Origin of the sequence: Pseudodesulfovibrio mercurii, from assembly GCF_000189295.2 — a bacterium.
GTDB lineage: Bacteria > Desulfobacterota > Desulfovibrionia > Desulfovibrionales > Desulfovibrionaceae > Pseudodesulfovibrio > Pseudodesulfovibrio mercurii.
In genome coordinates, this window is sequence record NC_016803.1 from 141,656 (window position 1) to 165,783 (window position 24,128).

General features: G+C 66.6%; 20 protein-coding genes. 17 read left to right on the forward strand and 3 right to left on the reverse strand.

What is annotated here, in order from left to right:
- The first annotated feature begins 2 nt into the window (after positions 1 to 2).
- The 5 genes from DND132_RS00675 (at position 3) to DND132_RS00695 (ending at position 5,365) form a co-directional block, all read left to right on the forward strand.
- Complete coding sequence (locus DND132_RS00675) at positions 3 to 1,430, forward strand: ATP-binding protein (protein WP_014320779.1); 1,428 nt, start codon at positions 3 to 5, stop codon at positions 1,428 to 1,430.
- A gap of 2 nt (positions 1,431 to 1,432) precedes the next feature.
- Positions 1,433 to 3,700, forward strand: a complete 2,268-nt coding sequence (locus DND132_RS00680) for an acetyl-CoA carboxylase carboxyl transferase subunit alpha/beta (RefSeq protein ID WP_014320780.1) — start codon at positions 1,433 to 1,435, stop codon at positions 3,698 to 3,700.
- A gap of 73 nt (positions 3,701 to 3,773) precedes the next feature.
- Positions 3,774 to 4,424, forward strand: a complete 651-nt coding sequence (locus tag DND132_RS00685; RefSeq protein WP_014320781.1) for a biotin/lipoyl-containing protein — start codon at positions 3,774 to 3,776, stop codon at positions 4,422 to 4,424.
- A 20-nt stretch (positions 4,425 to 4,444) separates the two neighbouring features.
- Positions 4,445 to 4,786 carry a hypothetical protein gene (locus DND132_RS00690; RefSeq protein WP_014320782.1) on the forward strand — a complete coding sequence of 114 codons (342 nt, stop codon included), beginning with the start codon at positions 4,445 to 4,447 and terminating at the stop codon, positions 4,784 to 4,786.
- Positions 4,787 to 4,831: 45 nt separating this feature from the next.
- Complete coding sequence (locus tag DND132_RS00695; protein ID WP_014320783.1) at positions 4,832 to 5,365, forward strand: single-stranded DNA-binding protein; 534 nt, start codon at positions 4,832 to 4,834, stop codon at positions 5,363 to 5,365.
- A gap of 99 nt (positions 5,366 to 5,464) precedes the next feature.
- On the opposite strand, the gene DND132_RS00700 is transcribed toward DND132_RS00695, so the two are convergent.
- Complete coding sequence (locus DND132_RS00700) at positions 5,465 to 6,001, reverse strand: helix-turn-helix domain-containing protein (RefSeq protein ID WP_014320784.1); 537 nt, start codon at positions 5,999 to 6,001, stop codon at positions 5,465 to 5,467.
- Positions 6,002 to 6,164: 163 nt separating this feature from the next.
- On the opposite strand from DND132_RS00700, the gene DND132_RS00705 reads away from it, so the two are divergent.
- The 12 genes from DND132_RS00705 to DND132_RS00760 all read left to right on the forward strand — a co-directional run bounded on the left by DND132_RS00705 (position 6,165) and on the right by DND132_RS00760 (position 19,861).
- Complete coding sequence (locus DND132_RS00705; protein ID WP_014320785.1) at positions 6,165 to 6,653, forward strand: YbaK/EbsC family protein; 489 nt, start codon at positions 6,165 to 6,167, stop codon at positions 6,651 to 6,653.
- A 381-nt stretch (positions 6,654 to 7,034) separates the two neighbouring features.
- Positions 7,035 to 8,051 carry a molybdopterin-binding protein gene (locus tag DND132_RS00710; RefSeq protein ID WP_014320786.1) on the forward strand — a complete coding sequence of 339 codons (1,017 nt, stop codon included), beginning with the start codon at positions 7,035 to 7,037 and terminating at the stop codon, positions 8,049 to 8,051.
- A gap of 68 nt (positions 8,052 to 8,119) precedes the next feature.
- Complete coding sequence (locus DND132_RS00715) at positions 8,120 to 10,837, forward strand: molybdopterin-dependent aldehyde oxidoreductase (RefSeq protein WP_014320787.1); 2,718 nt, start codon at positions 8,120 to 8,122, stop codon at positions 10,835 to 10,837.
- 69 nt (positions 10,838 to 10,906) lie between these two features.
- Entirely contained in the window at positions 10,907 to 13,150 is a 2,244-nt protein-coding gene (locus DND132_RS00720; protein ID WP_014320788.1) for a pyridine nucleotide-disulfide oxidoreductase/dicluster-binding protein, read from the forward strand.
- Positions 13,147 to 13,365 (forward strand): DVU_1557 family redox protein, encoded by a 219-nt coding sequence (locus tag DND132_RS00725; protein ID WP_014320789.1) that lies wholly within the window; start codon positions 13,147 to 13,149, stop codon positions 13,363 to 13,365. The genes DND132_RS00720 and DND132_RS00725 overlap by 4 nt, the downstream gene beginning before the upstream one ends.
- Before the next feature lie 2 nt (positions 13,366 to 13,367).
- Complete coding sequence (gene trsM / locus DND132_RS00730) at positions 13,368 to 14,021, forward strand: DVU_1556 family methyltransferase (RefSeq protein ID WP_014320790.1); 654 nt, start codon at positions 13,368 to 13,370, stop codon at positions 14,019 to 14,021.
- Positions 14,021 to 14,476, forward strand: a complete 456-nt coding sequence (locus tag DND132_RS00735; protein ID WP_014320791.1) for a DVU_1555 family C-GCAxxG-C-C protein — start codon at positions 14,021 to 14,023, stop codon at positions 14,474 to 14,476. Before trsM ends, DND132_RS00735 begins: the two co-directional genes overlap by 1 nt.
- The gene (trsS, locus tag DND132_RS00740; protein ID WP_014320792.1) at positions 14,473 to 15,855 is read left to right on the forward strand and encodes a radical SAM (seleno)protein TrsS; all 1,383 of its coding nucleotides are present in this window, start codon (positions 14,473 to 14,475) and stop codon (positions 15,853 to 15,855) included. The genes DND132_RS00735 and trsS overlap by 4 nt, the downstream gene beginning before the upstream one ends.
- Complete coding sequence (locus DND132_RS00745) at positions 15,836 to 17,128, forward strand: DVU_1553 family AMP-dependent CoA ligase (RefSeq protein WP_014320793.1); 1,293 nt, start codon at positions 15,836 to 15,838, stop codon at positions 17,126 to 17,128. The genes trsS and DND132_RS00745 overlap by 20 nt, the downstream gene beginning before the upstream one ends.
- Positions 17,125 to 18,120: an XdhC family protein gene (locus tag DND132_RS00750; RefSeq protein WP_337998557.1), complete on the forward strand. Its 996-nt coding sequence runs from the start codon at positions 17,125 to 17,127 to the stop codon at positions 18,118 to 18,120. The genes DND132_RS00745 and DND132_RS00750 overlap by 4 nt, the downstream gene beginning before the upstream one ends.
- Positions 18,117 to 19,265 carry a DVU_1551 family NTP transferase gene (locus DND132_RS00755; RefSeq protein ID WP_014320795.1) on the forward strand — a complete coding sequence of 383 codons (1,149 nt, stop codon included), beginning with the start codon at positions 18,117 to 18,119 and terminating at the stop codon, positions 19,263 to 19,265. Before DND132_RS00750 ends, DND132_RS00755 begins: the two co-directional genes overlap by 4 nt.
- A complete protein-coding gene (locus DND132_RS00760; RefSeq protein WP_014320796.1) occupies positions 19,262 to 19,861 on the forward strand; it encodes a histidine phosphatase family protein in 600 nt (199 codons plus the stop codon). The genes DND132_RS00755 and DND132_RS00760 overlap by 4 nt, the downstream gene beginning before the upstream one ends.
- Positions 19,862 to 19,879: 18 nt before the next feature.
- On the opposite strand, the gene DND132_RS00765 is transcribed toward DND132_RS00760, so the two are convergent.
- Both DND132_RS00765 and DND132_RS00770 read right to left on the reverse strand, forming a co-directional pair.
- Complete coding sequence (locus DND132_RS00765) at positions 19,880 to 20,764, reverse strand: hypothetical protein (RefSeq protein WP_014320797.1); 885 nt, start codon at positions 20,762 to 20,764, stop codon at positions 19,880 to 19,882.
- Between the two features lie 102 nt (positions 20,765 to 20,866).
- A complete protein-coding gene (locus tag DND132_RS00770; RefSeq protein WP_014320798.1) occupies positions 20,867 to 24,076 on the reverse strand; it encodes a DEAD/DEAH box helicase in 3,210 nt (1,069 codons plus the stop codon).
- Between the last annotated feature and the right edge of the window lie 52 nt (positions 24,077 to 24,128).

Below are 24,128 nucleotides of genomic sequence, written 5' to 3' on the forward strand. Positions count from 1 at the left end.
CCGTGCAAGGCAGAACCATCGACCGTCACAAGGTCCTCATAGCCAACCGAGGCGAGATCGCCATGCGGGTCATGGGCGCGTGCACGCGCCTGGGGCTCGACTTCGTCTGCGTGTGCACGGCCGTCGACCGCGAGTCCGGCCACGTCCGCATGGCCCGCGAACTGGCCGGGGACGACGCGGTCTACACCATTACCTCCTATCTGGACGCCAACGAGATTTTTTCCGTGGCCGACGCGAGCGGGGCCACGGCCGTGCATCCGGGCTACGGCTTCTTCGCCGAGGACTTCCGCTTTGCCCGGCGCGTGGTCCGGCGGGACCGGCCCATGGAGTTCATCGGGCCCAGCTGGTGGGTCATCCGCGACCTGGGCGACAAGATCAACACCAAGCGCATCGCCCGTTCCCTGAACGTGCCCACCGTGCCCGGCTCCGACCGGCCGGTGTACAGCGAGATCGAGGCCGACGAGATCGCCTCCTCCCTGTTCGAGTTCCAGGCCAGCCAGGGCATCGTGGACGGGGTGATCATGGTCAAGGCCTCGGCCGGCGGCGGGGGCATGGGCATCGAGGAGGTCGGCGACTTCAACGAGTTCCGCTCTGTCTTCCGGCGCATCCGCAACTACGCCAAACGCAATTTCGGAGACGAGGGCGTGCTCATCGAGCAGCGCATCTTCGACTTCAACCACCTGGAGGTCCAGGTGGTCTCCGGGCGGGGCGGCCAGCACCACGTGCACTTCGGCACGCGCAACTGTTCGGTCCAGTCCACGGGCAAACAGAAACGCATCGAGGTGGCTCCCGGCTTCGCCCCGGACGTGGTGGCCTACACCTTCGACGCCGCCAGGGTCCTGTCCGAGATCACCGACCACTCCCTGGCCATGGCCCGCGAGACCCGCTACGACAACGTGGGCACCTGGGAGTGGATCATCACCCCGCGCGGCGAGCCGTTCCTGATGGAGGTCAACACCCGCATCCAGGTGGAAAACGGCGTGTCCGCGGTCATCTCCAGGGTCCACGGGGAGCCGGTGGACATCATCACCGAGCAGATCCGCCTGGCCCTGGGCGAGCCCCTACGCTACACCCAGGAGGACATCACCTTCGAGGGCGTGGGCATCGAGTACCGGCTGGTGGCCGAGAACACGGCCAAACGGTTCACGCCCTGCGCCGGGACCATCACCCGGCTGGCCTGGCCCGAGCGCGAGTGGCTGCACGTCCACACCCACGTGCCCACGGACCGCCCCTACGAAATCCCCATGGAGTACGACCCGAACCTGGCCCTGGCCATCGTCTGGGGCGCGGACCTGGCCGAGGCCAAGGCGCGCGGGCGGGAATTCCTGGACGGCCTGGTCCTGAAGGGACGGTGCGGCAACGCAACCAGCGAATTTTACAGCAACATCGAGTACCTGAAGGCCAAGACCGACAGGCTCCTGGAGTTCTGAGCATGGACAGGGAACGGAGAATCCAGGGGTTGCGCGACCGCCTGACATACATTCAGGAGATCTTCGCCAACCGCGAGGACGAGTCCATCCGGCTGCTGGCCGCCAAGTTCGGCGAGCTCCTGGAGCGCCACCGCCTGATGCCGGGCGGGGCCAAGCTTGAGGAGCTGGCGCGCATCGAGGACCTGTTCGACTTTTCCGAGCGCAAGCTCGACACCACCCTGACCCCCATGGACAAGGTGCGCATCGTCCGCCACCCCCAGCGCATCTGCCTCAAGGACATCCTCGAGAACGTCTACGACAACTACACCGAGATCGGCGGGCGGGGCGAATACAACATCGACCCGAGCATGCTCATCGCCCGGGCCGTGTTCTCGCGTCGGGTGGGGGACAAGGTCATCAACCAGATGGTCATGGTCATCGGCCAGGAAAAGGGCCACGGCGAGGCCTTCCGCAACGGCGGCTCGGTCAAGCCGTGGGGCAACGCCAAGGCCCTGCACTACATGAAGGTGGCCGAGACCGAGAACATCCCGGTGCACACCTTCGTGTTCACGCCGGGGGCCTATCCCGTGGAGGACTGGCCGGGCGCGGCCCAGCAGATCGCCCGCAACCTCTACGAGCTGGCCGGACTGCGCGTGCCCGTGGTGGCCGTGTTCTCCGAGGGCGGCTCGGGCGGGGCCGAGGCCATCGGCCTGGCCGACCGCCGGATCATGCTCTCCCACGGCTACTATTCGGTCATCTCGCCCGAGGGCGCGGCGGCCATCGAGGCCGGGTTGCGCGGCGGGGAACGGGCCACGCCCGAGCTCATCGAGAAGTGCGCCCGGCAGCTGCGCATCACCGCGGACGACAACCTGGCCAACGGCTACGTGGACCGCGTGCTCCGCGAGCCGCCCCTGGGGGCGAGGCCGTACCACTACGACTTTTTCCGCGAGCTCAGGCGCGAGCTGATCCAGACCACCAACGAGGTGGTCAGCTCGGTCAAGTCCATGAAGCTCTACCGGGCCATGGCCGTGCGCACCTCCAAGACCGACGACGCCGAGTCCATCTACATGCGCTGGACCCTGTCCAAGTCGGCCCTGGACCGGCTGGTGGAGCAGCGCCAGCGCAAGTTCCGGGCCATGAGCCGCCATGCCCGGCTGGACGGCACCGGCGTGATCAGCCGGGCCGTGGCCGCCACCAAGGGGACCATCTGGGCCGCCCACTCCTTCCTGCGCTACGACCTGCTCGGCCGCCAGAAGAAGCGACTCAACGCCATGTTCGAGGACCTCGGGGCCGAGGCGCACCTGGTCCGGCACAAGGTGCTCATGCCGTTGAAGAAGACCCTGGACAAGGTCCTGCCCGGCAACAACGGGGACCAGCCCAAGGTGGGCGAGGCCGTGGTGGACAGGCTGACCCGGCTCTCCTGCCCCGAGGACGGGGCCTGCCTGGTGGGCAGCGAGTGGGCCTGGACCAGCCCGCGCAGCCAGGAGGACCGGACTATCTCCTGTCCCAACGTGCGCACGCATCACTGTCCGGACCTGTGGGTGCCGGACCTGTTCGGCGACTTCGCCGGGGTCTGCCCGTCCTGCGGCCACCATTTCCCCATGGAGTACCGCTGGTACCTGGAGAACGTCTTTTCCTACAGCGAATCCAAGGAGTTCAACCAGCAGCTGGAGGCCATCAACCCCCTGGGCTACGAGAAGTTCGACACCAAGCTGGACAAGGCCAAGGAGCGCACCGGGCTCAAGTCCGCGTGCATCACCTTCGAGACCTCCATCGAGGAGGTGGACGCCGTGGTGGCCGTGCTCTGCGCGCCGTTTCGGGGCGGCTCCGTGGGCGCGGCCGAGGGCGAGAAGTTCATCCGCGCGGCCGAGCGGGCCACGCGCAAGCGCCAGCCGTTCATCGCCTACGTGCACGGCACGGCGGGCATCCGCATCCAGGAGGGCGTCAACGGCGTCATCCAGATGCCGCGCTGCACCATCGCCGTGCGCCGCTACATCGACGCGGGCGGCCTGTACCTGGTGCTCTACGACACCAACTCCTACGCCGGGCCCGTGGCCAGCTTTCTGGGCTGCTCGCCGTACCAGTTCGCGGTGCAGTCCTCGAACATCGGCTTCGCCGGGCCGGGGGTCATCTCCGAGACCACGGGGATCGTCGTGCCGCCCAACTACCACAAGGCCTACCACGCCCTGTCGCGCGGCCACATCCACGGCATCTGGGACCGCCGGGAGGTCCGCAAGAACCTGCACCAGTCGCTCCTGACCATGGGCGGGCGCAACCTTTACTATCGCTGATTTTTATGAGACACCCCCGTGCGCGCCCCGTGTTTGAAACAGACGCGAATCAGAGCGCAATAGAGGAAAAATAGTGCTGAATATCAAAGAATTGCTCGATAAGGTAAAGGCCTCTCCCTATCGCGAGATCGTGGTCCGCGCGCCCCATACCGGGGTGGTCTCCTTCGCGGCGGTCAAGCCCGGCGAGAAGGTCCACGGCCCGCGCGGCGAGTTCCTGGAGAAGCCCGGCACCCTGCTGGCCCACCTGACCCGCGAGAAGAACGAGAAGCCCATCCCGGCCCCGGAAAAGGGTGTCATCGAGGTCGTGCACACGCAGCACGAGGGCCGGTTCGTTGAGGCGGGCGAGCCGCTGGTGACCATCAAGCATTACCTGACCCGCAAGGAGGTCATCGAGCTCATCCTGCAGGAGGCCCTGTACCTGTTCCGCGCCCCGGAGCGGGCCAAGTACTACTTCGTCCCCGAGGTGGACCAGAAGCTCAAGGTCTCGGGCAAGCGCTCGGTCAAGGTCCAGGACGGCATGGAATTTCTCATCGTGTCTCGCATGAAGCGGGAGACGCCTCTGGCCTATTCCGGGCCCGAGGGCATCATCTACTCCGTCTACTTCGGCCGCGGCGACAACGTGGACGAGGGCGAGCCCCTCATCGGCGTCTGTCCCGAGGACCAGCTCATGGTCATCCAGGACGTGGTGGCCCGCATCCAGAGCGAGTGGGAAGAAGAGGCGTAGACAACCACCGGGAGGCGCATATGGGCAGGCTGTTGCAGATTCGGGTGTCGGCGTGGACCTACAGCGAGGACGAGGTGCGCAAGACGTGGCCGTCCCTGTGGGACCTGGCCTGGGAAGACAGCTCCGCCATCCCCAGGAAGGGCGTCATGGAGCTGGCCGACGCGATCTTCGACGCGGTCCGTGCCGGGCTCATCCCCGACGACCAGGCCAAGGCCCTGCGCGAGGATGCCGAAAAGGCGGACAAGCTGCGCCTGGCCATCGAAAAGGCCCTGGGCGACTGGCAGCCGGGCGAGGCGGACAAGCTGACCTATGCCCTGGAAGATGTCATGGACGCCTTGGAAGACATCGCCTCCAAATTCTGATATTGCTTTTTCCAAGACGAATCCTATCCATGTTAAGGAGTTGAAATGGCTGGCAGCATGAATAAAGTGATCATTATCGGCCGGGTCGGGCAGGACCCCAAGGTTTCCTATACCACCTCCGGCCAGGCCGTGGCCAATTTTTCCGTGGCCACGGACGAGGGATACCGCGACCGGCAGACGGGCCAGAAGGTGGAGCGCACCGAATGGCACCGCGTGGTGGCCTGGCGGCAGCAGGCCGAATTCGTGGCCAACTACATCGGCAAGGGCCGCCTGGTCCTGGTCGAGGGCAAGCTCCAGACCCGCAAGTGGCAGGGCCAGGACGGCCAGGACCGCTACACCACGGAGATCGTGGCCGACAACATCCAGGGCCTGGACCGCATGCCCGACGGCCAGCAGCCCGCCCAGCAGGGCGGCTACCAGCAGCAGGGGGGCGGCTACCAGCAGAATCGGCCGCAGCAGAACCGTCCGCCGCAGAACAACAACGGCTACCAGCAGAACAACAACGGCTATCCGGAGGACGAGGACCTCGGTCCCGCCTTCCCGTCCGAGGCCAGCGGCATGGACGACGTGCCGTTCTAGGCGGCCGCCGGAACCGGTGTGCAATGCGAATTCTTCGAGGGCGGCCCTGCCGCCCTCTTTTTTTGCGCCTGTGCTTCGGGGGCGGGACGTTTGCAACCGCTAGGTATAGCAGATGATGTTTTGGAACAGGACCATGTTCGTGGTCGCCCGGTACTGGTGGGCGACGTCGGCGTGGAAGCGGTGGGCCTCGCCCTGGGCCAGGCGGTGGACTTTGCCCTCGTAGATCAGGTCGAGCACGCCCCGGAGGGTGACCACGTGCTCGATGACCCCGAAGCGGTGGGCGGTGGAGCGCTGGTGGTGCCCGTTGGTCAGGGTGACGTGGAACATCTCCATGCGCGTGGCCGCGTCGTATGGGAAGATGACCCGGATGGCCATGTCGGGATCGTTGGGGAAGGGCACCTGCCGGTAGTCCGAGCCGCCCCTGCCCGCGAAGAACGATGAAAAGGAGAGGTTCAACCCGCTGGCGATCTTCCACAGGGTGGCGATGGTCGGTGCGGACTCCCGCCGTTCGATCTGCCCGAGCATGGCCTTGGACACGCCCGTGAGCAGGGCCGCCTTGTCCAGGCTCATCTCCCGTTCCTTTCTGCACGTCTTGAGGCGGTCGGCAATGGCCGAACGGATGTCTTCCGTGGACACGTCTTCTCCTTTGATCCGTAGTTTGCCGTTGGTTTTTTCTTGTGCGCTTTAACGCACGGTGCTATTTTTGATCCCGTGCGCTATCACGCACGATGAAAATTCATAGCAGGAGCCGACGGGCCGGGCAAGGAAAACCGGTCCGTCGGAAAAGAGGAGCACGGGCATGGCGGACAAGTTGAGCAGGAGCGCGCAGAACGTCCAGGATTTCCTGTCGAAACAGGGAGACGACTTCGATGTCAGGGAGCTGGCGTCGTCCACCCGGACGGCCCGCGAGGCGGCGGACAGCATAGGGTGTTCGGTGGCGCAGATCGCCAAATCGCTGGTCTTTCGGGAGCGGGCCACGGGCGATCCGGTTCTGGTGGTGGCCTCGGGCGTCAACCGCGTGGACCCGGCCAGGGTGCGCCTGGCAACGGGCCTGGACCTGGGCCGGGCGGACGGCAATTTCGTCAAGGATCGCACAGGTTTCGCCATCGGCGGTATCCCGCCCGTTGGCCACGATGTGCCCCTGCGCACGGTGCTGGACCGGGATCTTGAACAGTATGCCGAGATATGGGCGGCCGCCGGAACGCCGCACGCGGTCTTTCGGCTGACGCCGGACAGGTTGGGCGCGCTCACGGGCGGGCAGTGGGTCGACCTGCGCGAGGAGTCGTGACCCTTACCGTACCGCACATTCCCCCCTTTTACAGAAGGTTATTGCCTCCCCGGTGATTCCCGTGTTGGATTTTTCTCCCGTTTGGTGCGTCTCCGCGGTGACGGTGTGTTCGAAAACGGGACAGCTAACATGATGAAAAATTTGGGCTAAATATAAGCGAGACGGTTGACCTGTTCAATCCATCGGAATAGGTTAGGCTCAACTCGGCATAATTCTGCATATGCTGATATGTCGGGTAGGAATGGGCGTGTATGGGGTCCCAGACCCATTTATTATGCTCAAAAAGACATAAAAACAGCCTGTTTGGGACAGAAACGGGCGGTGGCCGGCCCCGCGGCAACGGGGCGGCGGAACATATGTCGAGTCTTTAGTGGAGGAGCAATGAAGACCGTTCCAGTTCAGGATGCCGTCGGCATGGTCCTGTGCCACGACATGACCAAAATCGTTCCCGGGGAAACCAAGGGGCCGGTTTTTCGCAAAGGACACATCATCGCGGAAGAGGACATCCGGACGTTGCTCGAGATCGGCAAGGAGCACATCTACGTCCTGGATATGGAAAAGGGCTGCATCCATGAGAACGAGGCTGCCCAACGCATCGCCAACGCGGCCGTGGGGCCGCACATAACCCTGTCGGACGTGTCCGAGGGACGCATCAACTTCATCGCCGAACCCGGCCTGCTCGACGTCAACGTCGAGGCCCTGCACCGCATCAATTCCATCGAGGAAGTCGTCCTGGCGACCCTGCACACGGGCCAGCAGGTCACGGAGACCCGTCCCGTGGCCGGTACCCGCGTGGTTCCGCTGGTCATCGACGAGGAAAAGATCCGCCGGGTGGAGGCCATCTGCGCCGAGTACGACTACGTTGTCGGCATCCGGCCCTTCCGGCGGCTGTCCGTCGGCCTGGTGACCACGGGCAGCGAGGTCTACCACGGCCGCATCAAGGACAAGTTCGGGCCGGTCATCCGCAAGAAATTCTCCAACCTCGGGTCCGAGGTCATGGGCCAGACCCTGACCTCCGACGATCCGTCCATGACCCGCGACGCCATCCTGGCCTTCATTGCCGGCGGCGCGGAAATGGTCGTGGTCACCGGCGGCATGTCCGTGGACCCGGACGACCAGACGCCCACGGCCATCCGGGCCACCGGGGCGGACGTCGTCACCTACGGGTCGCCCACGTTTCCCGGCGTCATGTTCATGGTCGCGGACCTCAACGGCGTGCCCATCCTCGGGCTGCCGGGCTGCGTCATGTACTACCGGGCGTCCGTGTTCGACTTGATCGTCCCGCGTATTCTGGCCGGTGAGAAGGTAACCCGCGAGGACATCGTATCCCTGGGGCATGGTGGGTTTTGTGCGACCTGCGAGGTCTGTCGCTATCCCATCTGTCCCTTCGGTAAATAGATCATGGTTCCCTGGGGGAACCCAAACCATCTGCGAGACAGTGAGAACTAATTAGGAGGAAAACTGTCATGATCAAAAGGACGCTCCGAGTAAATGGAGTCTCCAGGAACGTAGTGTGCGAGCCTGAAGAGTCCCTGGCCAACGTGTTGCGCCAGAACCTGGGATTGACCAGCGTCAAGATCGGTTGCGGCACCGGTCAGTGCGGAAGTTGCACCATCCTGCGGGATGACAAGCTGGTCCGGTCCTGCACCGTCAAGATGAAGCGTGTCCCGAACAACACCAAAATCATGACCCTGGAGGGCCTCGGCACTCCCGACAACCTGCATCCCATTCAGATGGCCTGGATCGCCTACGGCGGAGCGCAGTGCGGCTTCTGCTCCCCCGGCTTCCTGGTCTCCACCTATGCGCTTTTGACCGAGAATCCGAGCCCCACCCGCGAGGAAATCCGCGACTGGTTCCAGCAGCACAAGAACGTCTGCCGCTGCACCGGTTACAAACCCCTGGTCGACGCCGTCATGGCCGCCGCCGAGGTCATGCGCGGCGACAAGTCCATGGATGATCTGATCTTCAAGATCCCCGAGAGCGGTCGCATCTGGAACACCCGGTATCCGCGTCCGTCCGCCGTGGCCAAGGTCACCGGCACCTGGGACTTCGGCGCCGACATGGGTCTGCGCCTGCCCCCGGGAACCCTGCACTGCGAACTGGTCCAGGCCGAGGTTTCCCACGCCAACATCCTGTCCATCGACGTGACCGAGGCCGAGGCCGTGCCCGGCGTCTACAAGGTCGTGACCCACAAGGACGTCAAGGGCAAGAACCGCATCACCGGTCTGATCACCTTCCCGACCAACCTCGGCGACGGCTGGGATCGTCCCATCCTGTGCGACGAGAAGGTCTTCCAGTACGGCGACGCCATCGCCATCGTCTGCGCCGACACCCCGCAGGCGGCCAAGGAAGGCGCCAAGAAGGTCAAGGTCGAACTCGAGCAGCTGCCCGAGTACATGTCCGCCCCGGCGGCCATGGCCGAGGACGCCATCGAGATCCACCCCGGCACCCCCAACGTCTACTACATCCAGAAGGAAGCCAAGGGACCGGACACCAAGCCCATCTTCGAGAAGGCCGACGTGGTCGTGGAAGGCGACTACTACACCCAGCGCCAGCCCCACATGCCCATCGAGCCCGACGTAGGGTTCGCCTACATGGGTGAGGACGACAAGCTGTTCATCCACTCCAAATCCATCGGCATCCATCTGCATCTGCTGATGATCGCCCCCGGTCTGGGCCTGGAGCCCGACAAGATCGCCCTGGTCCAGAACCCGACCGGCGGCACCTTCGGCTACAAGTTCTCCCCGACCATGGAAGCGCTGGTCGGCGCGGCGGCCCTGGCCACCGGCCGTCCCGTGTTCCTGAACTACACCTGGAAACAGCAGCAGCAGTACACCGGCAAGCGTTCCCCGCAGTTCACCACCGTGCGCCTGGCCTCCACCAAGGACGGCAAGCTGCTCGGCATGGAGACCGACTGGACCGTGGACCACGGCCCGTACTCCGAGTTCGGCGACCTGCTGACCCTGCGCGGCGCGCAGTACATCGGCGCCGGTTACGACATCCCGGCCATTCGCGGCGAGGGCCGCACCGTGTGCACCAACCACTGCTGGGGCGCGGCCTTCCGCGGCTACGGCGCTCCCGAGGCGGAGTTCCCCTCCGAGGTGTGCATGGACGAGCTGGCCGAGAAGCTGGGCATGGACCCGCTGGAACTGCGTTACAAGAACGCCTACCGCAAGGGTTCCACCACCCCCACCGGCCAGGATCCCGAGGTCTACTCCCTGCCTGAGATGATCGACAAGGTCCGTCCCAAGTACGAGGAGTTCAAGAAGATCGCCGCCGAGAAATCCACCGACGCCGTGAAGTACGGCGTGGGCGTGTCCATCGGCGTGTACGGTTCCGGTCTGGACGGCCCGGACACCGCCGAGGTCGATATCGCCCTGAACGAGGACAACACCGTCACGGTGTACTCCGCCTGGGGCGACCACGGCCAGGGCGCGGACATGGGTACCCTGGGCACCGCCCACGAGGCCCTGCGTCCCCTGAGCCTGACCCCGGATCAGATCCACCTGATGATGGGCGACACCAGCAACTCCCCCGCGGCCGGTCCCGCCGGCGGCAGCCGCTCCCAGGTCGTCGTCGGTCAGGCCACCAAGAACGCCTGTGATCAGCTCGTGGCCGCCATGCGGAAGCCCAACGGCGCCTTCCGCACCTACAAGGAAATGGTCGATGACGGTCTGGCAGTGCTCTATCACGGCAAGTGGACCGCTCCGGCCAACGACTGCGATGCCAACGGCCAGGGCAACCCGTTCTGCTGCTACATGTACGGCGTGTTCTGCTTCCTGGTTTCCGTGGACATCGCCACCGGCAAGGCCAAGGCCGAGAAGGTCGTCACCGTCGCCGACATCGGCGTGGTGAACAACTACCTCGTGGTGGACGGCCAGATCCACGGCGGCGTCGCTCAGGGCATCGGCCTGGCGCTGACCGAGGATTACGAGGACATCAAGAAGCACGCCAACATGGCCGGCGCCGGTATCCCGTACTGCAAGGACATCCCGGACGACATGGAGATCATCTACGTGGAATCCCCGCGTCCCGACGGTCCCTTCGGCGCTTCCGGCGTGGGCGAGATGCCTCTGACCGCTCCGCATGCGGCCATCATCAACGCCATCTACAACGCCTGCGGTGCGCGTATCCGCCACCTGCCGGCCTACCCCGAGAAGGTGCTCGCAGCGCTCAAGGGCTAACGGCACAGACTTGAAACAACGGCGGCCCGTGCCTTGGCATGGGCCGCCTTTTTCCGTAAGTGGTGAACCATGGAACAAGCGGAACTCAGACAGTGGGAACAGAAGTGCATCCAGGAGGAATCCCCCCGGTGCACGGCGGCCTGCCCCCTGCATGTGGACGCGCGCGAGTGCTGTTCGCTGCTGGCCGCGGGCCGCGTGGACAAGGCGTGGGCCGTACTGGCCAAGACAATGCCCCTGCCGGGGGTCCTGGCCCGGACCTGCGACGCGCCGTGCAAGGCGGCCTGCCTGCGCCGGGACAAGGGCGGCCCCATCGAGATGGGGGCCCTGGAACGGTTCCTGGCGGGAACGGCCCAGGCGGCCAAACCGCCCCGGCCCCTGCCGCGCAACGGCAAGTCCGTGGCCGTCATCGGCGGGAACATGACCGGGCTGTGCGCGGCCTGGGAGATCGCCCGCAAGGGGTTCGCCGTGACCGTGTACTGCACCGCGCCGGACGCGGGCGCGGACCTGCCCGACGGGGTCCTGGACGGGGAACTCGCGGACATGGAGCGCATGGGCGTGGCCCTCAAGCGGGGCGCACCCCTGACCCCGGAGCTGGTCGAGGACCGGCTGGACGCATGCGACGCGGTCTTCATCGACGGCGACGGCGTGCCCGACGCGATCCTGAATTTCGCCGAACCCGACGAGATCACGCTCGGCACCAACCGTCTGGGGCTGTTCGCCACCCGTCCGGGCGAGACCTCGCCGGTCTTCATGGCCGCGGCCGGACGCCGCGCGGCCAACTCCATCCTGCGGTTCACCCAGGGCGTGTCCATGGTCAAGAGCCGCGAACTCGAAGGCCCCTACGAGACGCGCCTGTACACCGTGCTCGACAAGGTGGAGCCGGTGGCGCCCGTGGCCGTGGGGGAGGGCTATGACCAGCCCCGCGCCGTGGAGGAGGCCGCCCGCTGCCTGAAGTGCGAATGCATGGAGTGCGTGAAGGGCTGCGTCTTCCTCAAGCATTACAAGCAGTACCCCAAGGTCTACGTGCGCCAGGTCTACAACAACGAGGCCATTGTCCGGGGCACGCGCCAGGCCAACAAGATGATCAACTCGTGCATGCTCTGCGGCCTGTGCGACACGGTCTGTCCCGAGGACTTCGCCATGGGCGAGGTCTGTCTCGAGGCGCGGCGGCACATGATCGCCAAGGGGACCATGCCGCCCTCGGCCCACGAGTTCGCTCTGCGCGACATGGCCTTTGCCGACGGCGACAAGTGCGCCCTGGCCCGGCACGCGCCGGGCGAGACCTCCAGCGAATACGTCTTTTTCCCCGGCTGCCAGCTGACCGCCACCGATCCCGGCGGTGCGGAGCGCGCCTATGCGGACCTCCGCACCCGGCTGGGCAAGGTCGGGCTGATCCTGCGCTGCTGCGGCGCTCCGGCCGCCTGGTCCGGGCGTGACGCCCTGTTCGGGGAGTCCCTGGCCGAACTGCGCGCGGACTGGCAGGGCCTCGGCTCGCCGCGCATCATCGCGGCCTGCCCCTCCTGCCTCAAGATCCTGCGGCAGGCCATGCCCGAGGCGGAGATCGTCTCCCATTGGTCCCTCCTGAGCGCCCTGGGACTGCCGGACACCGCCCTGAAGACGGGCGGGACCCTGGCCGTGAACGACCCGTGCGCTGCCCGCGAGGACGGGGCGCTGCGCGGCGAGGTGCGTGGCCTGCTGGACGCCCTCGGGGTGTCCGTGGTCGAACCGGAGTACAGTGGCGGGTTGACCCAGTGCTGCGGCTACGGTGGCCTGCTCAACGAGGTGGACCCCCAGCTCGGCCGGGCCGCGGCCCAGGCCAGGGCCGACGGCGCGGACGAGGACTTCGTGACCTACTGCGCCATGTGCCGGGACATGATCGCCCGCACGGGCAAGCGGACCATGCATCTCTACGATCTGCTCTATCCCGGCGGCGAGCCGGGGGCGCGGCCCACGCCAGGCCATTCCGAGCGGCGCGAGAACCGCGTCCACCTGCGCGAGAAGCTCCTGCGCGAGCTGTGGAGCGAGGCGGACGGCGTCCAGGCCGAGGACTTCGAGCGGGTCCGCATGACCTGCACCGAGATGGGCGCGGCGGCCATGGAGGAGCGGCGCATCCTCATCAGCGACGTGCAGAAGGTCCTGCTCCAGGCCGAACGATCCGGCAGGCACCTGGTCCACGGCGAGACCGGCCGCTTCCTGGCCTCGTTCAGGCCGAACACGGTGACCTACTGGGTGGAATACGAACTCACGGACGGCGGCTACCTGGTGCATAACGCCTGGTGCCACCGCATGAAGATAGAAGGAGGGCAGCCATGAGCAGCGCGATCACGGTACCTGGAACCGGAGCCGGGGGCTGGCGTTGCGGCCCCTGCGACGAGGACATGGTCATGAAACCGGTGGGGCTGACCTATCTCAACTCCCGGTTTGACGTGGAATTGCCCACCTGCCCCAAGTGCGGCTACGTGCTCATCCCCGAGTCCCTGGCCCTGGGCAAGATGTACCAGGTGGAGCAACTGCTGGAGGACAAGTAACCGTGCGATTCGCGCCGCCTCCGCTGTGGGAGCGCGCGGAACTGCGCGCCGTGGCCGGGGAGACCCTGCGGCCGGGCGGCTTCGAGCTGACCGACCGGGCGGCGGACTTCATCGGCGCGGTGCCGGGCTGGCGCGTCCTGGACGTTGGTGCGGGCCTGGGGGCCACCGTGGCCCGGCTGCGGGCGCGCTACGGCGTGCGGGCCTGGGGCGTGGAGCCCTCGGCCGACCAGCTCGACCGGGCCAAGGGTGCGCCGGGACTCGTCCGGGCGCGCGGCGACCGGTTGCCGTTTCTGCCGGAAACCTTTGACGCGCTCTTCTGCGAGTGCGTCTTTTCCCTGTTCGACGACCGGCCCGGAGGGCTCACGGAATTTCACCGGGTGCTAAGGCCAGGCGGTTTCCTGGTCCTGTCCGACCTGTGCGCCGTCGGCTGCCCCGTGGGCGACGGCGCGTCCTGCGCGGACCGGGCCGCGCCCCTGGCCGAGACCGACCGGCTGGTCCGAGAGGGCGGATTTACGGTCCGGCTGCTGGAGGACCACGGCGCCCACCTGCGGGACCTGGCCGCCCGGCTGGTCTGGACCGCCGGGGAGGCGGCCTCCGACTGCAACCGGGACCTGGGCTATTTCCTGATGATCGCGCAAAAGCAAGGAGCGGACTGATGCTGGACGACGCCGGACTTCGCGTCATGGAACTTGCCGGAAAGGGCTATTGTTGCAGCCAGATGATGGTCATCATGGCCCTGGACGAGATGGACCGCGAGGACCCGGACCTGGTCCGGGCCGCGGGCGGGCTGTGCAACGGGCTGGGCGACTGCTCCGGACCGTGCGGCGTGCTCACGGGCTCGGTCCTGGCGCTCGGCCTGTACGCGGGCAAGGGGCAGGACATGGAGGAGCCCGAGGAGGTCCTGCCGGTCATGCTCGAGTCCCTGCGCGACTGGTTTACGGAGCGGACCCTGGAATACGGCGGCATCACCTGCGGGGCGATCCTGGACGGCGGCTGCGGCAAGCCCCATCCCGAGCGCTGCGGCGGGTTGGTGGCCGAGGCCAACGCCAAGGTGCGCGAAATTCTGGTCGATAACGGGCTCGACCCGGCCGAGGGACGCGAGCTGCCGTGAATTCGAGTCCGAGAAGCGTCTGCCCGATCTGCCTGCGGCCGATCCCGGCCCGCCACGAGACCGTGGCCCACGAGACCTTCCTGGTCAAGGAGTGCCCGGAGCACGGCGCGTTCCGTACCGTGGTCTGGCGCGGCGAGCCGTCCTTCGACTCCTGGGCGCGTCCCAAGGTCCCGTCCGGGCCGAAGACGCCGTTCACCCGTGTGGAGCGGGGGTGCCCTCTGGACTGCGGGCTGTGCGACGCCCACCGGCAGCACACCTGCACCGCGCTCATCGAGGTCACCTGGCGCTGCGACCTGGGCTGTCCGGTCTGTTTCGCTTCATCCGGCAAGGCGGCCCCACCCGATCCGTCCCTCGATGCACTGGACACGCTCTTCGACCGGGTGGAGCTGGCCTCGGGCCACTGCAACATCCAGCTCTCGGGCGGCGAGCCCACGGTGCGCGAGGACCTGCCCGAGATCATCCGGCTGGGCAAGGCCAGGGGATTTCCGTTCATCCAGCTGAACACCAACGGGCTGCGGCTCGGTTGCGAACCGGGCTACGCGGACCGGCTGGCCGAGGCCGGGCTGGATTCGGTCTTTCTCCAGTTCGACGGCACCGAGGAATCCATTTTCGAGGCCCTGCGGGGCCGCCCGCTGCTCGAAACCAAGCTCGCGGCCCTGGACGCATTGGCCCGTGCCGGGGTAGGCGTCATCCTGGTGCCCACGCTGGTGCCGGGGGTCAACGACCGCGACCTGGGCAACATCCTCAGGCTGGGCGCGGCCCGCTCTCCGGCGGTGCGCGGGGTGCATTTTCAGCCGGTCAGCTATTTCGGGCGCTATCCCAAGCAGCCGGACGACGGCGAGCGCATGACCCTGCCCGAGATCATGCGCGGCTTGGAGGCCCAGACGGGCGGGATGCTCAGGGCGACGGATTTCCGGCCGCCGGGCTGCGAGCACGCCTACTGCTCCTTTCACGCCAACTACGTGGTCACGGAGGATGGCGGGCTGACCCGGCTCTCCTCGGGCGGGTCCTGCGGCTGCACACCGCGCCCGGCCTCCGAGGGGGCGGACGCGGCCAAGGCCTTCGTCAAGCGCCAGTGGGCCGCCCCGGGCAAACAGCTGCCCATGGCCTTCGACGGGCCGGGCGGGGCCGCCCCTTCGCGGAGCGCACCCGAGGACGCCCTGGACGCCTTCATCCGGCGGGCGGCCACCCACACCTTCGCGGTTTCGGCCATGGCCTTCCAGGATTGCTGGACCCTGGACCTGGAACGGCTCAAGGGGTGCTGCATCCACGAGGTCTCGCCGGACGGGCGGCTCATCCCGTTCTGCGCCTACAACCTGACGTCCATGGGCGGCGAAACCCTGTATCGGGGGAAATGTCATGGGCCGGTCCCATCTTGATTGCTGGCTGGCCGGGCGCATGGGGCGCGACGCGACGCCGACCCGGCCCGAGCTGCGCGCCTGGCTGCTGGAGCGGCTGCGGGAGCTGGTGGACCACGCCCGGCGGGGCAGTCCGTTCTACGCCCGCCACTTCGCGGACGTGTCCGGCGCGGACATTTCGTCCCTGGAGGACTTCGCCCGGTTGCCGGAGATATCCCCGGAGCTGCTGCAGACCACCCCGGACGCGCTCCTGAGTGTGTCCCGCAGCGAGATCGAACGGGTGGTCACCCTGTCCAGCTCCGGGACCACGGGCGAGCCCAAGCGCATCTTCCACACGGCCGCCGACCTTGAGGCCACGGTGGATTTTTTCGGCTGGGGCATGGCCAACATGGTCGAGCCGGGCGGCACGGCCCTGGTGCTCCTGCCCGGCGAACGGCCCGGCGGGGTGGGGCGACTGCTCGGCGAGGCCCTGGCGCGGCACGGCTCCAGGGTCGTGGCCATCGGCGAACTGACGGACGCCGGGGCGGCCGTGGAGCGGTGCCTGGCCGAGAAGGCCGCCTGCGTGGTCGGCTCCCCGGCCCACGTCAACCTGCTGGCCCACGCCTGGGCCGCGCGCGGCCTGCCCAAGGGGGGCATCCGGTCCGCGCTGCTCTGCTGGGACGTCATCCCTGACGCGGTCCGGGCCAGCGTGGCCGAGCGGCTGGGCTGTCGGGTCTTCCGCCACTGGGGCATGATCGAGACCGGCCTGGGCGGGGCCGTGGAGTGCGCGCCCGGTTCGGGCATGCACCTGCGCGAGACCGACGTCTTCGTTGAGATCGTGGACCCGCGCACGGGCGCCTTGCTGCCGGACGGCGAGTTCGGCGACATGGTCGTGACCACGCCGCTCAAGATGGGCATGCCGATCATCCGCTACCGCACCGGGGACGTGGGCCGCATCCTGCCCGGCGCGTGCGGTTGCGGCAGTCCCCTGCGTCGGCTGGACCCGCTGGTCCGGCGCAGGCGCGACGGTGTGACCCTGGCCTCCGGTAGCCTGACCCTGCGGGAACTGAACGAGATTTTGTACGGCCTGCCGGGCGTGGCCGATTTCGCGGCCCGGCTGGAGGGCGACACCCTGCGCGTCACGGTCTGCGGCAGCGAGCCGGCGGACGCGGTCCTGGCGGCCCTGAAGGGAGCGCCCGCCGTGGCCGGGGGACTTGTCCAAGGCACCCTGAAGGTGGATATTGAGAACAGGCATGACGCCGCGCCCGCCGTCCCAGGACTGGCCAAGCGGCGCATAACGACAGGAGTTGCATGATGAAAGCGTTTGTGCGCGACGTGGCCGGACTGGTGCGGGCCGAGGAGCCCTTTGTCCTGGCCACGGTGGTGGAGAGTTCCGGGTCCACGCCCCGGTCTTCGGGCGCGAAGATGGCCGTGCGGCCCGACGGGTCCATTTTCGGCACCGTGGGCGGCGGTCTGGCCGAGGCCCAGGCCTGCCGGGCGGCCGTGGAGATGTTGACGAACGGCGCCAAGGACGGCGAGGCCAGGCTGATGTTCGTGGACATGACCCAGGAACTGGCCGCGAATTCCGACATGATCTGCGGCGGCGGGCTGTCCCTGCTCCTGGAAATGGCCGCTCCGGGCGGTGATTGCGCCCGCGTCTACGCCGAACTCGATCACCGGTTGCGCACGGGGGCGATCTCCACGCTGACCACGCGCATCCACGGCGGCAAGACCCCGCGCATCCTCGGGCACGAGCTGCTGTTCGGCAGGTCGGTCGGCGAGGAGCCGGTCTTTTCGCGCGAGGCCGACCCCATGGTCCTGGACGAACCGTTCATCCCGCCCGCGCCGCTGTACATTTTCGGGGCCGGGCACGTGTCCCGGTTCACCGCGCGGGTGGCGGCCATGGTCGGCTTCCGCACCGTGGTCCTGGACGATCGCGCGGACTACGCCAACCGCGAGCGGTTCCCCGAGGTGGACGAGGTGGTGGTCCTCGACTCCTTCGAGGGGTGCTGCGATGCCTTCAAGGACGATCCCGAGGCCTTCGTGGTCATCGTCACGCGCGGCCACCTGCACGACCGCAACGTCCTGGCCGAGGCCCTGCGCACCAGGGCGCACTACGTGGGCATGATCGGCAGCTCCACCAAGCGGAACAAGATTTACGACTCCCTGCTGGCCGACGGTTTCACCCAGGCCGACATCGATCGCTGCTACAGCCCCATCGGGCTGCCCATCGGCGGGCGGACCCCGGAGGAAATCGCGGTCAGTATCGTGGGCGAACTCATCCAGGTCCGGGCGGGCAAGCAATGAAGGGGCTGACCGCGATCATCCCGGCCGCGGGGCTGTCCTCGCGCGTGGGCAGGTTCAAGCCGCTCCTGCCCCTTGACGGCGGCACGGTCCTGTCGCGTTGCGTTCGGCTGTTCAGGACGTGCGGCGTGGAGCGGGTCGTGGTGGTCACGGGCAAGCGCGCCGACGAGGTGGCCGCCTGCGCCATGGAGGCCGGGGCCGAGGCCGTGCACAACGCGGCCTTCGAGCAGGGCATGTATTCCTCGGTCCTGACCGGGGTGCGCGCCCTCGAGCCGGACGTGGACGCCTTTTTCATGCTTCCGGCGGACATCCCCCTGGTGCGGCCCGAGACCGTGACGCGGCTCATGGACGCCTACTCGCGCACGCGATCCACCGTGCTCTACCCCCGGTTCGCCGGGAAGCGCGGCCACCCGCCGATCATCGCCGCCGAGGTCGTCCCGGACATCCTCGCCCATGACGGGAGCGGGGGGCTGCGGACCGTGCTGAGCCGGTTCGAGGCGGGAGCGCGCGACCTGGACGTGGCAGATTTCGGAATCTCGTACGACCTGGACCATCTCGAGGACTACGAGATGGCCTTGGCCGTGGCCGGGATAGGCTATCCCCTCGCGGACGAGTGCCGCGAACTGTTCCGGTTGCAGGGGGTTTCGGACCACATCCGGAACCACTGCCGGGCCGTGGCCGCCGTGGCCTCGGCCCTGTGCGAACGGTTGAACGGCCGTCTGGACGAGCGCCGGGCCGCCGGGACCCGCGTGGTCCGGCTGGATCCCGGCCTGGTCCTGGGCGCGGCCCTGACCCACGACATCGGCAAGGGCACCAAGCGGCACGAGGCCGCCGGGGCCGAACTGCTCCGCGCCCACGGTTTTCCCGCCGCGGCCGACGTCGTGGGCGCCCATTTCGACGTGGCCCTGGCCGACGACGCGCCGATCACCGAGAAGGAGGTCGTCTTCCTGGCCGACAAGCTGGTCCGCTGCCACGGGCCGGTCCCGCTGGCGGACCGCTACATGGAGAAGGTGGCCATGTACCGGCACGAGGAGGGCGCGGAGGAGGCCATCCTGGGACGGCTCGGCCGGGCCAGGGCGGTCATGGACCGCTTCGACCGCGAGATGGCCGATTCGTCCGAACGCATCGCCGGGCAGGCCCTGTCGTGATCGTGCTCCTGCGCCATGCCCGGACCGAGGGCGGCCGGGGGATGTGCGTGGGGCGCACGCCCCTGCTTCTCTCGCCCGAGGGACACGTCCAGGCCCTGGACCTGGCCGGATGTTTCGTGGAGATTCCGTGGGCGCGGCTCTGTTCCAGCCCGGCGCGCCGGGCGCGGGAGACCCTGAGCCCGCTGGCCGCCCGGCTGGGCAGGGTCGTGGACATCCTGCCCGCCCTGGACGAGATCGACATGGGCGCGTGGGACGGGTTGCCCTTCGAGGTCCTCCGTGAGCGGTTTCCCGAGGCCTACGCGGCGCGCGGGCAGGGGCTCGGCCGGTTCCGGGTGCCGGGCGGGGAGAGCTTCGCCGACGTGGCCGACCGGGCCATGGCCGTTTTGGAGGAGTTGGCCCGAGGTCCGCAGCCGGTGCTGGCGGCGACCCACGCGGGCGTGCTCCGGGCGGTGCGCTGCCGTCTGACCGGCCATCCCCTGGACGATCTGTTCCGCTTCACGCCGGGCAACGCGCAGTGCACGGTCCTCGGCACGGACGGCGGGTTGTCCCTTGCCGCTGCCGACCTGGACGCGCCTGCGGTGCGCGAACTGTTCTGAATTCCTTCCGGGCCGTTGTCACAGCCGTTTCTGGACGAATTTCGAATTGCTCGAATAGAAGATGTTGTAGACAAGGGTCAGCAGGCAGGCGAACGCCGCCGAGCCGATGCCGATGGCCACGTTGTAGAAGGGCGGCGCGGTCAGGGCCAGCCTGATGAGCAGGGTGGCCAGGGCGAAGCCGGAGTTGCGGAAGACCGCCCGGAACTCGGGCAGGAACCGCTGGGCGATGAGCACCAGCATGATGTCGCTGAAGATCAGCACCGTGTAGAAGCTCTTGAAGAAGTGGAAGGGATGCTCGCCCCGGAGCACGTGCAGGCCGTTCTGGATGCCCATGCCCACGAAGATGGCCAGCATGACCAGGGCGACCAGCTTCTTGGCGGCCACGAACTTGAACAGCGGGGTGCCCCCCCTGATGGTTTCGTCCAGGTTGCGGCGCAGCAGGGCGTAGACCCCGAGCAGGCAGAAGATGATTACGGCCCCGCAGCCGTCCGAGATGAGTTCCCACAGCTCGGTCTCGTGGCCGGTGATGGTGATGGGTTCCGGGAAGTCCGCCAGGGTCTTGAAGGCGTCCCTAAGCAGGATCAGGGCCAGGATCTCGAACTGCTTGCCCACGGACTTGGAGATGGAGCAGGGCAGGGTGAAGATCAGGCCGACCACCTCCAGGACCAGGACCAGGGTGAAGGCCAGGTTGATGGCCATGAAGTGGCTGGTCGGGATCATTGCTCCGAGCTGCCCGGTGATCCAGCCCTGCCGTTTCATCTCGATGGTGATCAGCGCCAGGACGAAGACCACCACCAGGAAGCCGGCCACGGCCCGCTGGGTGGAGTCCCTTTCCCAGAAGTGGTGCAGGGGATCGAAGGTGAAGGTCACCAGGTCGTATATCTTGTGCATGGGATGTAGCATGATCTCTTCCGGATAAGTCCATCGGTTGCGCGCCGTCAACCGGCACGGTCGATGAACTAGCAGGGACCGTGCGGAAAGTAAATAGGAAATATTCCTATTAACCTAAATTTCGAAAAGCATTTCGAGGTCGTCGCGGGTCAGGCTCTTGAGGGCGGACTGGCCGGGGATGATCGCTTCGGCCACGTCCTTCTTCTGCTCCTGGAGCTTGAGGATGCGCTCTTCCACGGTGTTCTGGCGGATCATCTTGTAGGCGAAGACCTGGCGCTTCTGGCCGATGCGGTGGGTACGGTCCGTGGCCTGGTTCTCCACGGCCGGGTTCCACCACGGGTCGTAGTGGATGACGTAGTCCGCGCTGGTCAGGTTCAGGCCGGTGCCGCCCGCCTTGAGGGAGATGAGGAAGATGGGGATGTCCGGGTTCTCGTTGAAGCGGTCCACCTGCTCGAAGCGGTCCTTGGACGAGCCGTCCAGGTAGGCGAAGGGGATCTCCCGGATTTGCAGCCAGTTGCGGATGACATGGAGCATCTGCACGAACTGGGAGAAGACCAGGACCTTGTGGCCGCCTTCGATGATGTCCACCACCAAATCCTTGAAGGCGTCGAACTTGCCGGACGGCAGGTTGGTGGACACGCCGGGCATGTCGAGTTTGAGCAGGCGCGGGTGGCAGCAGATCTGCCTGAGCTTGAGCAGGGCGTCCAGGATGGACATCTGGCTCTTGGCCATGCCCTTCTCGTCCACGTCCTTGAGGACCTGGTCCTTGAGCTTCTTGGCCAGGGCGTTGTACAGCTCGCGCTGCTCGTCCACAAGGTCGCAGTAGTGCGTGGTCTCGATCTTGGGCGGCAGGTCCTTGGCCACCTCGGCCTTGGTGCGGCGCAGGATGAACGGCTTGACCCGCGTGCGCAGGTAATCCAGCGTCTCCTCGTCGCCGTCCTTGATGGGCTTGACGATGCCGCGCTGGAACGAGTGCTGGGAGCCCAGGAAGCCGGGCATGAGAAATTCGAACAGGGACCAGAGCTCGAACAGGTTGTTCTCGATGGGCGTGCCCGACAGGCAGACGCGCAGGCCTGCTTCGAGCTTGCGCACCGAGCGGGCGGTGATGGTGTTCGGGTTTTTGATGTTCTGGGCCTCGTCCAGGATGACGCTGGCGTACTCGTACTTGAGCAGTTCGTCGAGGTCGCGCCGCAGCAGGGCGTAGGTGGTGATGACCAGGTGGGAGTCCTTGATGTGCTGGAACAGCCCCTCGCGCTTGGCTCCGTAGATGGTCAGCCGCTTCAGGCCGGGCACGAACTTCTGGGCCTCGCGCTCCCAGTTGGGCAGGACCGAGGTGGGCACGATGATCAGGTTCGGCCCGGTCACGCCGCTGTCCACCAGGGACTGGATGTAGGACAGGGTCTGGATGGTCTTGCCGAGCCCCATCTCGTCGGCCAGGATGCCGCCGAAGCCGTATTCGCGCAGGAAGTTCAGGTAGCTCAGGCCCTGAATCTGGTAGGGGCGCAGGGTGGCCTGCAGCTCCTTGGGCTGGGCGATGATCTTGATCTGGTCGAAGTTGTTGATCTTCTCGCGCAGCTTGACGAAAAATTCATCGGTCTGGGCCTGGGGCAGGTCCTCCAGGATCTTTTCGAGCACCGGGGCCTCGAACTGGTTGAACTGCTGCTTGGGGGCCTTTTCCGGGTCGAAGCCCAGGGCCTTGAGCTTGTGGCCGAGCTTGTTCAGCCAGGACTCGGGCAGGCTGGTGTAGGAGCCGTCCTTGAGCTGGACGTACCGCTTGCCCTTGGTCCACGCCTCCCAGATGACGTCGATGGGCACGCGCTGGTCGTCGTACTGCACGGACAGCTCGAGGTTGAACCACTTGTCCTCCTCGTCGCTCTCCACCTCGGCCACGACCACGGGCTGCGTGGTGCGCACCTTGTAGCGGGTCAGGTTCTGTTCGCCGTAGACCCGGTAGGCCTCGACCAGCTGCGGGTAGTGGTCCAGCAGGAAGTTGATGGCCTCCTCCTGTTCCATGAACCAGATGTGGTTGTTCCGGGGCTGGAAATTCATGTCCTGGAGCTCGGTCAGCAGCCGGGCCTCCTCGTCCTGAGCGCGGCGGATGAGATAGGACTTGCCGCCCTCGTGGTAGGAGCCGGTCTGCAGGTCCGGGTTGGGGCCGGGCATGATGAACTCCCCGTGCTCGTTGGAGTAGATGTTCTGGATCTTGAGCACGAGCAGGGAGCCCTCCTCGTCGAGGTAGAGCTTGGGGTCGTAGTCCGCGTCCTGGAAGATGGGACCGACCCGCTCCAAGAAGTCCTCCTGGCCGTAGAGGTCGCTGACCGGAATCTGGGTCCAGACGCGGTCCAGGAACTCGGACACGTCGGCGTGGGGCACGATGGGCTTCTGCTCGACCATGCCCTGGACCAGCTTGGGGTCCAGCCCGGTCTGCACCGGGTAGAAGGAGTTCTTGTAGTAGACCCACAGCGGCAGCCGCCCGTAGAAATAGATCTCCTCCTCGTCGGTGATGGGGAAGGGCATCTTGTCCTCCCGGGCCAGGAGGATGTCGAAGGACAGGCCGTCCTCGCTCAGCGCGGGCGAGAGCTTGAGCTGCATGGTCTTGGACTCGATGGTCACGGGCTGGTCGGTCTCGCGCAGATAGAGGTAATACTCGTTCTTGATGGCGCGGAAGAACCAGGAGTGCAGGCCCGCCGGAATCTCGACCTTGTGGCCCCAGTAGTCCAGGTAGTGGCCGATCTGCTCGGCCACGCCGGGCAGGGCCGGGGAGGTGTCGCACCAGTCGGCGTTCTCGACGATCTGGGCCAGGGTGACCTCGTTCTGGACCTGGGAGATGCCGGACTTGTTCTGCCGGGCGCGGAAGAAGGCCACCTGCAACCGGCCCAGCTCCGGGTAGATGCGGTAGATGAGGTAGTGGCGGCCCGCCTCGGGTTCGAGCTCGGTGGCGAAGAAGGGGCGGAAGGTCTGGCGCCAGTCCGTGCGCGGGGTGGGCATCTCGCCGCCGGACTCGGTGTCCAGGGACTTGAGCAGCTTGATGGCCGTGGCGGCCACGTGACGGCAGACCCCGGAGAAGGAATCCGGGCAGTTGCAGTAGTAATTGATGGTCTTGTCAGACAGGTTCAACCCGATTTCCGAGGTGTAGTTCTGGAAATCGTCGCCCTGCACCTGGCCGTCGATGTCCCAATACTGTTCCCGCTTCTTCAGGTCCAGTTTTGCGACGCCGTTCTCCGCCACGATGCCATGGGCACTCTCCAGGATGTAGTCCGGCACGCTGTCGCCGATGAAATCCTGGAGTATGGATTTGACTATCTGTTCTTCACCGCTGCTCATTCAATGTCTCGCGAAATCAATCAGGTCAACAAATTCGAACAGAACTTCTTAC

Excerpts from the sequence above, each read along its gene's own strand:
- DND132_RS00750 (WP_337998557.1), top strand. The coding sequence starts at position 17,125 with ATGATGAAAGCGTTTGTGCGCGACGTGGCCGGACTGGTGCGGGCCGAG.
- DND132_RS00720 (WP_014320788.1), top strand. The coding sequence starts at position 10,907 with ATGGAACAAGCGGAACTCAGACAGTGGGAACAGAAGTGCATCCAGGAG.
- DND132_RS00695 (WP_014320783.1), top strand. The coding sequence starts at position 4,832 with ATGGCTGGCAGCATGAATAAAGTGATCATTATCGGCCGGGTCGGGCAG.
- DND132_RS00725 (WP_014320789.1), top strand. The coding sequence starts at position 13,147 with ATGAGCAGCGCGATCACGGTACCTGGAACCGGAGCCGGGGGCTGGCGT.
- DND132_RS00690 (WP_014320782.1), top strand. The coding sequence starts at position 4,445 with ATGGGCAGGCTGTTGCAGATTCGGGTGTCGGCGTGGACCTACAGCGAG.
- DND132_RS00755 (WP_014320795.1), top strand. The coding sequence starts at position 18,117 with ATGAAGGGGCTGACCGCGATCATCCCGGCCGCGGGGCTGTCCTCGCGC.
- DND132_RS00765 (WP_014320797.1), bottom strand. The coding sequence starts at position 20,764 with ATGCTACATCCCATGCACAAGATATACGACCTGGTGACCTTCACCTTC.
- DND132_RS00770 (WP_014320798.1), bottom strand. The coding sequence starts at position 24,076 with ATGAGCAGCGGTGAAGAACAGATAGTCAAATCCATACTCCAGGATTTC.
- DND132_RS00705 (WP_014320785.1), top strand. The coding sequence starts at position 6,165 with ATGGCGGACAAGTTGAGCAGGAGCGCGCAGAACGTCCAGGATTTCCTG.
- DND132_RS00715 (WP_014320787.1), top strand. The coding sequence starts at position 8,120 with ATGATCAAAAGGACGCTCCGAGTAAATGGAGTCTCCAGGAACGTAGTG.
- DND132_RS00680 (WP_014320780.1), top strand. The coding sequence starts at position 1,433 with ATGGACAGGGAACGGAGAATCCAGGGGTTGCGCGACCGCCTGACATAC.
- DND132_RS00745 (WP_014320793.1), top strand. The coding sequence starts at position 15,836 with ATGGGCCGGTCCCATCTTGATTGCTGGCTGGCCGGGCGCATGGGGCGC.
- DND132_RS00735 (WP_014320791.1), top strand. The coding sequence starts at position 14,021 with ATGCTGGACGACGCCGGACTTCGCGTCATGGAACTTGCCGGAAAGGGC.
- DND132_RS00710 (WP_014320786.1), top strand. The coding sequence starts at position 7,035 with ATGAAGACCGTTCCAGTTCAGGATGCCGTCGGCATGGTCCTGTGCCAC.